Here is a 7,770-nt window from a genome sequence, read left to right as displayed (position 1 = left end):
GCCGAGGGGCTCGCCCCGGCGCCCTGCCGGGCCGCCGAGGAGCCGGCCGCGCCGGCCGCCGGGCGCGTCCCGTGGTGGGTGGCGTTATGGCGGCGGCTGCTGGGCCGGCCCTCGGGGTCCGCCCCCTGAGCACGGCCGGCGCCCCTCAGCCCCGGGCCACCACGACCCCCACGGTCAGCAGGCCGAGCACCACCCAGCCGAACCAGAGCCAGCCGTTGCTCCCCAGGGCCACAGTGTAGGCGGTCACCAGCACCAGGCCCCCCACCGTGGCCACCGTCATCGTCTTCGCGGATCCGGGCATCCCCGACCTCCTCACGGCGGTCCTGGCGCCCCTTCGCCAGGACACGGGCCCCCAGGGCCCGGAGCCATGGTCTCGCGGTGCGGGGCCCGGCCGCTAGCGGGCCGCCGGACCCGCCCGGCCTCAGTGGCCGCGGGACTGCAGCGAGGCGAGATAGCGGTTGTACGCCGCGAGCTCCTGGTCGCCGTCGCGGTCCGCGGTGCGGTCGATGCGCCGCGCCTGGCGCTGCTCGGACTTGTACCACTGGTGGACCAGCGCCACCAGGACGATCACCGAGGGGATCTCGCTGAAGGCCCAGGCGATACCGCCCGCCCAGGTCTGGTCCGACAGCGCGTCGATGCCCAGCGAGGCGGGCGGGTGCTGGTACGCGCCGACCATGGGCTCGGACGCCATCATCAGCGCGATGCCGAAGAACGCGTGGAACGGCATGCCCGCGAACAGCTCCAGCATCCGCATCACATAGCCGGGCCGGTGCGGGCCCGGGTCCACACCCATGATCGGCCAGAAGAAGACCAGTCCCACCGCGAGGAAGTGGACCATCATCGCGATGTGCCCGGTCTTGCTCTCCATCAGGAAGTCGAAGAGCGGGGTGAAGTACAGCGCGTACAGGCTGGCGATGAACAGCGGGATGGTGAACGCCGGGTGGGTGATGACCCGCACGTACCGGCTGTGCAACAGGGCGACCAGCAGTTCCCGGGGCCCCTTGCGGCCGCGCCCGGCCGCCGGGAGGGCCCGCAGGGCCAGCGTGACCGGGGCGCCCAGCAGCAGCAGGATCGGCGAGACCATGCTGATGATCATGTGCTGCACCATGTGGACGCTGAACATGACCATGCCGTAGTCGTTCAGTTTGGTGCACATCGAGACCACGATGGTCAGCACCCCGAGCACGAAGGAGACCAGGCGCCCCACCGGCCAGGCGTCACCGCGCCGCCACAGCCGCGCCGCCCCCCAGCCGTACAGCGCGAGCGCCAGCACACAGCCGACCAGGAAGAACGGATCGCCACCGAACTCCAACCCGCGTGCGAGGGTGAACGGCGGCAGATCCATGGTCATGCCGTGCCCGCCGTGATCCATCGAAGCTCCTCCCGGTGCGCACCATATGTGCTCGCACCAGCCTAGAACCGCTCAGATCACAGCACGCACTCGGCCTCGGCATACCGCTCGGCGGGGACCGTCTTCAGCCGCTCCACGGCCTCCGCGAGCGGCACCAGGACGATGTCCGTGCCGCGCAACGCCGTGATGGTGCCGAATGCGCCGCGGTGGGCCGCCTGGACCGCATGCCAGCCGAAGCGGGTGGCCAGCACCCTGTCGTACGCCGTCGGGGTGCCACCGCGCTGCACATGGCCCAGGATGACCGGCCGCGCCTCCTTGCCCAGCCGCCGCTCGAGTTCGACGGAGAGCTGACGGGCGATGCCCGCGAAGCGCTCATGGCCGTAGACGTCCGTGCCGCCGGCCTCGTAGTCCATCGTGCCCTCGCGCGGTTTGGCGCCCTCCGCCACCACCACGATCGCGAACTTCTTGCCCGCCTCGAACCGCGCCCCGACGGCCCCGGCGAGCTCCTCGATGTCGAACGGGCGCTCCGGTACGACGATGGCGTGGGCACCCGCGGCCATGCCCGAGTGCAGCGCGATCCAGCCGGTGTGCCGCCCCATGACCTCGACGATCAGCACCCGCTGATGGGACTCCGCGGTGGTCTTCAGCCGGTCCAGGGCCTCGGTGGCCACCCCGACCGCGGTGTCGAAGCCGAAGGTCACATCGGTCGAGGCGATGTCGTTGTCGATGGTCTTCGGCACGCCGACGATGGGCAGCCCGGCGTCCGAGAGCAGCCGGGCGGCCTTCAGGGTGCCCTCCCCGCCGATGGGGATGACCGCGTCCAGACCGAGCTCCGCCACATGGCCCTTGGCCCGCTCCACACCGTCCCGCAGATGCTCCGGGCGCACCCGGGTGGAACCGAGGATGGTGCCGCCGAGGGCCAGGATGCCGCTCACGGCGTCCAGGTCCAGCTTGCGGTAGTCGCACTCCAGCAGGCCCTTCCAGCCGTCCTGGAAGCCGATGACCTCGTCGCCGTGGTCGACGGTGGCGCGGTGCACGACCGATCTGATGACCGCGTTCAGGCCGGGGCAGTCGCCGCCGGACGTGAGCACACCAATGCGCATGGCACGCGTACCTCTGTCTGCGATGGGGGCTGACGGCCGGACCGCGTCGTCCGGCGGGACCCCGCCACCCTACAAGCGGCCGGGCGGCGGGGAGGCCGGATCCCGACGGATGTCCGGCATGCGGGCACCCTGCGGGGGCGCTCCGCTCGACCGAGCGGAGCGCGGCTCAGGCGGGCTGGGTCGCCGCCGCGATCCGCTCGTTGCGCAGCGCCTCGTACCACTGGTCGTCGACCGGCGGCAGCGCGTTCACATCGAGGGCCAGCTTCAGCAGGTGGTCCGCGATGTGCGGGTTGCGGGCCATCACCGGGCCGTGCATGTACGTCCCGAAGACGGTGTCGTTGTACGCGCCCTCGAAGCCGTCGCCGGTGCCGTTGCCGTTGCCGAACCGGACCCGGGCGAAGGGGCGGGCGGTCGGGCCGAGGTGGGTGACGCCCTGGTGGTTCTCGAAGCCGGTCAGCGGGGGCAGCCCCAGCCGCTCGTCGATGTCGGCCAGTACGTCCCCGACGCACCGGGCGCCCTCGCCGCGGGTGCTGACCACGTCCAGCAGCCCCAGGCCCTGCTGGCGCTGGCCGAGGTCGTTGATGAACTCGTGGCCGAGGATCTGGTACCCGGCGCACACCGCGAAGACGATCGCCCCGTTGGACACCGCGCGGCTCAGCCCGCCGTCCCGGATCAGCCGCTCGGCGGCCAGCCGCTGCGGGCGGTCCTCACCGCCGCCGATCAGGTAGATGTCCCCGGAGGTGGGGATCTGCTGGTCGGAACGGACGTCCAGGCGGGAGACGTCCAGGCCGCGCTGACGCGCCCGGCGCTCCACGACCAGGACGTTGCCCTGGTCGCCGTACGTGCTCAGCAGATCGGGGTAGACCCATACCAGACGCAGGCCGTTCTGGTTCGTGCTACGCATCTTCGTGCCTCTCGTACTCGCAGGTCAGTTGCCGACCCGGCGACGCAGGTCCTGGAACGCGGTGTAGTTGGCGATGGTCTCGATCCGGCCGGGCGGCGAGATCCGCACCGCCTCGTCCACGTCCGCGCAGACCCGGAAGTCCAGCCCGGCGACCTCCAGACGGACCGCGAGGTCCAGCTTGCGGTCGCCGATCACGCAGATCGGGTGCCCGGCCAGCCGGGTGTAGTCCACGTCCCACAGCCAGGAGGTGTCGGTGCCGTCGGCGCCGCGGGCGTTCACCGAGAGGAGCACCGGAGTGGGCGGCGGGTCGATCAGCGAGAAGGTCTCCAGCCAGCCGGCCGGGTTCTTCGCCAGCAGCAGCCGCATCTCGCGTCCCTGGAAGGTGACCACGTCATAGCGGCCGGCGACGGCCTGCACGTGGTACATCCGCTCCAGCGCGACCTGCGGGGGCACCCCGAAGGTCGCCGCGACGGCCGCCGAGGTGGCCGCGTTGGCCTTGTTGGCGCGGCCGGGGAGCTGGAGGTGGATCGGCCAGGCCGCGCCGTGCGGGTCGAGGACGTAGTCGCCGTTCAGCGCCCAGCTGGGGAGCGGCCGGCGGAAACCGCACTCCGCGCAGACCCAGTCGTCGCCCGGACGCTGCAGCACACCGCCGCAGGACGGGCAGGACCAGGCGTCGTCCTTCCACTCCTGCCCGGCCGCGACCCACACCACGTTGGGGCTGGAGGAGGCGGCCCAGACGATCAGCGGGTCGTCGGCGTTGGCGATCACGACCGCCTTGGTGCCGGTCAGGCCCTCGCGCCACTTCTCGGCGAGCATCCGGGTCTCGGCGGCGCGGTCGAGCTGGTCCCGGGAGAGGTTGAGCAGCGCGATGGCCTTGGGCTCGGTGTCGCGCGCCACCCCGGCGAGGTACTTCTCGTCGACCTCGATGACGCCGTAGCGGGCGTCGGAGCCGCCGGCCAGGGCCGAGGTGATACCGGCCGGCATATTGGCGCCCAGCGCGTTCGAGACGACCGGGCCGGCCGCCCGCAGCGCCTCGGCGATGAGCCGGGTGGTCGTGGTCTTGCCGTTGGTCGCCGACACCAGGACCACGTCCAGGTGCTGCGCCAGCCTGCCCAGCAGATCGGGGTCGAGCCGCAGGGCCACCTTGCCGCCGATCACCGATCCGCTGCCGCGGCCCGCTGCCCGCGACACCGCCGCCGCGGCCTTGCCCGCCGTCACGGCCAGCTTGGCCCGCGGTGACAGCGGCTCCGAGTTGCCTGCCATCGTCTTTCGATCCTCCTCGCATGCCGGCGCCGCTTCCGCCCCCCGGGGCACCGGTGGTACGCCCCCTCCGCGCCGAATCGCCAGCCGGGAGGCCACGGTCGGGGAGCAGCCTATCGAGATCCGGCCGCGGTCCCGAATTCCGTCACCCCGGCCGGACCCTCCGCGGGCCCCGTACGCTTGACTGCCATGCGACATGGCGTGATCCCGGGCAGCCGCGGAGCGGTGCGGCCCCTGCGGCTCCTCGGCGATCCGGGGCTGCGCGCGCCGTGCGCGGAGGTCACCGCGTTCGACGCCGAGCTGGCCCTGCTGATCGAGGACATGTACGCCACGATGTACGCGGCGCACGGGGTGGGGCTCGCCGCCAATCAGATCGGGGTGGGGCTGCGGGTCTTCGTCTTCGACTGCCCGGACGACGAGGACCACCGCCATCTGGGGCATGTGGTCAACCCCCGGCTGGTCGCGGCCGACGGGGTGACGGTGCGCGGTCCGGAGGGCTGTCTGTCGCTGCCGGGCATCGAGGCCGGCACCCCGCGCCACGACCGCGCGGTGATCGAGGGCGTGACGATGACCGGGGAGCCGGTGCGGATCGAGGGCACCGGCTTCTTCGCGCGCTGTCTCCAGCACGAATGCGACCACCTGAACGGCGGGCTGTTCACCGACCGGCTCACCGGGCTGCGGCGGCGCAGGGCGCTGCGGGCGGTCCGCCGCGCGCCCTGGGCGGCCCCGGCCGGTGACGAGGCGTAGGGCCCGGGGCGCGGGGCCCGCGGCGAAGCGCTGTGCGGGCCGGGCGCGACCGCGGGCCGGGGGCTCAGAAGCCCGGTGCGCCGGCCCGGTCGTCCACCAGGGACAGCCGCCCCCACAGCAGATCGGTGAGATGGCGCACCAACTGGCCGCGCGCACAGGGGCGGTCGCGCAGCCACCAGTCACCGGCCGCGTGCATCATGCCGACGATCCCGTGGCCCCAGACCCGGGCCGTCTCGTCGCCACCGGGCCCCAGCTCCAGCCGCTCGGCGATCACCGTGGCGAGTTCCTCGCCGAGCCGGCGCAGCAGCGGAGCGGAGTGGTGGCCGACGTCGGAGCCCTGCGCCAGCTCCTGCTGGCCGTTGTCGGCCGGGTGCATCAGGAAGCGGTACACCTGGGGCCTCGCCTCGATCGCCGCCAGATAGGTGTCCAAGGTGGCCTCCACCCGCTGCCGGCGGTCCTCGGCGGGCGCGTCCAGGGCCGCGCGCAGCGAGGCGAGCAGGGCGTCGGTGTGGCGCTTGGCGAGCGCGCGGTACAGTCCGCCCTTGTCGCCGAAGTGGCGGTACAGGATGGGCTTGGTGATGCCCGCTTCGGCGGCGATGGCGTTCATGGAGGCTTCCGGGCCGTCGCGCAGCACCACCCGGTCCGCGGCCTCCAGCAGCTCCTTGCGCCGGCGCTGGGCCGCCTGCCGCTGGTCGTCCCGCTGGCTGGTCCCGGTCTGCATGAGGTTGCCTCCCCGCCCCCGATGTCGTACTCGCGCCTTCCCGTCCCGCACTGGCCGGCGCGACAGCGCTCCGCGCTGAAGCGCAACGTAACACCCGCGGGGGCCGAGGTCCCGGGTGCCCGGAGGAGTTGACATCATCTACTCGCCGGTAACAGACTGCGGTTACCGCAGGTAATAAGCACGTGGAGGGGCCATGGCGGAGATCTCGTTCGAGCTCAGTGACGATCAGAAGGAGGTGCGCGACTGGATCCACGGCTTCGCCGCGGACGTCATCCGGCCCGCCGCCGCCGAATGGGACGAGCGCGAGGAGACCCCCTGGCCGATTATCCAGGAGGCCGCCAAGATCGGCCTGTACTCCCTGGACTTCTACGCCCAGCAGTACTTCGACCCCAGCGGCCTCGGCCTCCCCATGACCATGGAGGAGCTGTTCTGGGGCGACGCGGGCATCGCGCTGTCCATCGTCGGCACCGGCCTGGCCGCCGTCGGCGTCCTCGCCAACGGCACCGAGGAGCAGATCGGCACCTGGATCCCGCAGATGTACGGCGACCCGGACGATGTGAAGGTCGCCGCCTTCTGCTCCTCCGAGCCCGACGCGGGCTCCGACGTCGGCTCGATGCGCACCCGCGCCGTCTACGACGAGGCCAAGGACGAATGGGTCCTGAACGGCACCAAGACCTGGGCCACCAACGGCGGTATCGCGAACGTCCACGTGGTGGTCGCCGTCGTCGACCCCGAACTCGGCTCCAAGGGCCACGCGTCGTTCATCATCCCGCCGAACACCCCCGGACTCTCCCAGGGCCAGAAGTTCAAGAAGCACGGCATCCGCGCCTCGCACACCGCCGAGGTGGTCCTCGACCAGGTGCGGGTGCCCGGCAGCTGCCTGCTCGGCGGCAAGGAGAAGCTGGACGAGCGCCTCGCCCGCGCCCGCGAGAAGGCCAGGACGGGCGGCGAGCGCGTGAAGAACGCCGCGATGGCCACCTTCGAGGCGTCCCGCCCGGCCGTCGGCGCCATGGCGGTCGGCACCGCCCGCGCCGCCTACGAGGTCGCGCTCGACTACGCCAGGACCCGGCAGCAGTTCGGCCGCCCCATCATCGACAACCAGGGCGTCGCCTTCCAGATCGCCGACATGCGCACGCGGATCGACGCCGCGCGGCTGCTGGTGTGGCGCGCGTCGTGGATGGCCGCGAACGGCAAGCCGTTCGAGTCGGCCGAGGGCTCCATGTCCAAGCTGTTCGCCAGCGAGACCGCCAAGCAGGTCACCGCCCAGGCGGTGCAGATCCTCGGCGGCAACGGCTTCACCCGCGAGTACCCGGTCGAGCGGATGCACCGCGACGCCGCGATTTACACGATCTTTGAGGGCACCAGCGAGATCCAGCGCCTGGTCATCGCCCGCACCGTCTCCGGCGTCCAGATCCGCTAGGAGGCGCGCGGGGTTCCGGCCCGGCCGCGTGGGGGCGGGGCCGGAACCCCACGGTCTCGCCGCGTTTCCCGGGGCCGGTCGCCCAAGGGGGGCGTCCGGCCGCGGGCGGCGCCCGGTGAGGGGGCGCCTCCCCGCGGCGACCGCCGGGAGCATCGCGAGGCGGAGCGTCGCCCTCGGACCGGGCGCACCAGGGCGGTGCGGCAACGCGGCGAGGTGCCGTGCCGGGCGTCGGGAGCGGGGCGCGCCCCTTCGACGTCGGCCCCT

The 7,770-nt window shown here is 72.7% G+C and carries 8 protein-coding genes; 2 read left to right on the top strand and 6 right to left on the bottom strand.

Features of this window, described 5'->3' with window-relative positions:
• Window positions 1-145: 145 nt before the first annotated feature.
• From AXW62_RS44725 to AXW62_RS37745, 5 genes are all read right to left on the bottom strand, one after another.
• Window positions 146-301: a hypothetical protein gene (locus AXW62_RS44725; protein WP_014056722.1), complete on the bottom strand. Its 156-nt coding sequence runs from the start codon at window positions 299-301 to the stop codon at window positions 146-148.
• A gap of 120 nt (window positions 302-421) precedes the next feature.
• A complete protein-coding gene (locus AXW62_RS37760; RefSeq protein ID WP_060948347.1) occupies window positions 422-1,372 on the bottom strand; it encodes a cytochrome c oxidase assembly protein in 951 nt (316 codons plus the stop codon).
• 56 nt (window positions 1,373-1,428) lie between these two features.
• A complete protein-coding gene (locus AXW62_RS37755; protein WP_030828874.1) occupies window positions 1,429-2,454 on the bottom strand; it encodes a 6-phosphofructokinase in 1,026 nt (341 codons plus the stop codon).
• Between the two features lie 166 nt (window positions 2,455-2,620).
• Entirely contained in the window at window positions 2,621-3,358 is a 738-nt protein-coding gene (locus tag AXW62_RS37750) for a type 1 glutamine amidotransferase (protein ID WP_060948346.1), read from the bottom strand.
• Between the two features lie 24 nt (window positions 3,359-3,382).
• On the bottom strand, window positions 3,383-4,621 hold the full coding sequence (locus AXW62_RS37745) for a Mur ligase family protein (RefSeq protein ID WP_060948345.1): 1,239 nt from the start codon (window positions 4,619-4,621) through the stop codon (window positions 3,383-3,385).
• A gap of 186 nt (window positions 4,622-4,807) precedes the next feature.
• Between AXW62_RS37745 and def the strand changes: the two genes are divergently transcribed.
• The gene (gene def / locus AXW62_RS37740) at window positions 4,808-5,365 is read left to right on the top strand and encodes a peptide deformylase (RefSeq protein WP_060948344.1); all 558 of its coding nucleotides are present in this window, start codon (window positions 4,808-4,810) and stop codon (window positions 5,363-5,365) included.
• Window positions 5,366-5,429: 64 nt separating this feature from the next.
• Here the strand turns inward: def and AXW62_RS37735 are convergent, their stop codons facing one another.
• On the bottom strand, window positions 5,430-6,086 hold the full coding sequence (locus tag AXW62_RS37735) for a TetR/AcrR family transcriptional regulator (RefSeq protein WP_060948343.1): 657 nt from the start codon (window positions 6,084-6,086) through the stop codon (window positions 5,430-5,432).
• 193 nt (window positions 6,087-6,279) lie between these two features.
• Between AXW62_RS37735 and AXW62_RS37730 the strand changes: the two genes are divergently transcribed.
• Entirely contained in the window at window positions 6,280-7,506 is a 1,227-nt protein-coding gene (locus AXW62_RS37730) for an acyl-CoA dehydrogenase family protein (protein ID WP_060948342.1), read from the top strand.
• The last annotated feature ends 264 nt before the right edge of the window (window positions 7,507-7,770 follow it).

It is taken from the genome of Streptomyces hygroscopicus subsp. hygroscopicus (assembly GCF_001553455.1).
GTDB classification, from domain to species: Bacteria; Actinomycetota; Actinomycetes; order Streptomycetales; family Streptomycetaceae; genus Streptomyces; species Streptomyces hygroscopicus.
The sequence above is the reverse complement of the archived record's forward strand: the minus strand, read 5'-3'. Positions and strand labels throughout refer to the sequence as shown.

Bases quoted from the DNA above. Each gene is read 5' to 3' on its own strand.
- AXW62_RS44725 (WP_014056722.1), bottom strand. From the start codon at position 301: ATGCCCGGATCCGCGAAGACGATGACGGTGGCCACGGTGGGGGGCCTG.
- AXW62_RS37760 (WP_060948347.1), bottom strand. From the start codon at position 1,372: ATGGATCACGGCGGGCACGGCATGACCATGGATCTGCCGCCGTTCACC.
- AXW62_RS37755 (WP_030828874.1), bottom strand. From the start codon at position 2,454: ATGCGCATTGGTGTGCTCACGTCCGGCGGCGACTGCCCCGGCCTGAAC.
- AXW62_RS37750 (WP_060948346.1), bottom strand. From the start codon at position 3,358: ATGCGTAGCACGAACCAGAACGGCCTGCGTCTGGTATGGGTCTACCCC.
- AXW62_RS37745 (WP_060948345.1), bottom strand. From the start codon at position 4,621: ATGGCAGGCAACTCGGAGCCGCTGTCACCGCGGGCCAAGCTGGCCGTG.
- def (WP_060948344.1), top strand. From the start codon at position 4,808: ATGCGACATGGCGTGATCCCGGGCAGCCGCGGAGCGGTGCGGCCCCTG.
- AXW62_RS37735 (WP_060948343.1), bottom strand. From the start codon at position 6,086: ATGCAGACCGGGACCAGCCAGCGGGACGACCAGCGGCAGGCGGCCCAG.
- AXW62_RS37730 (WP_060948342.1), top strand. From the start codon at position 6,280: ATGGCGGAGATCTCGTTCGAGCTCAGTGACGATCAGAAGGAGGTGCGC.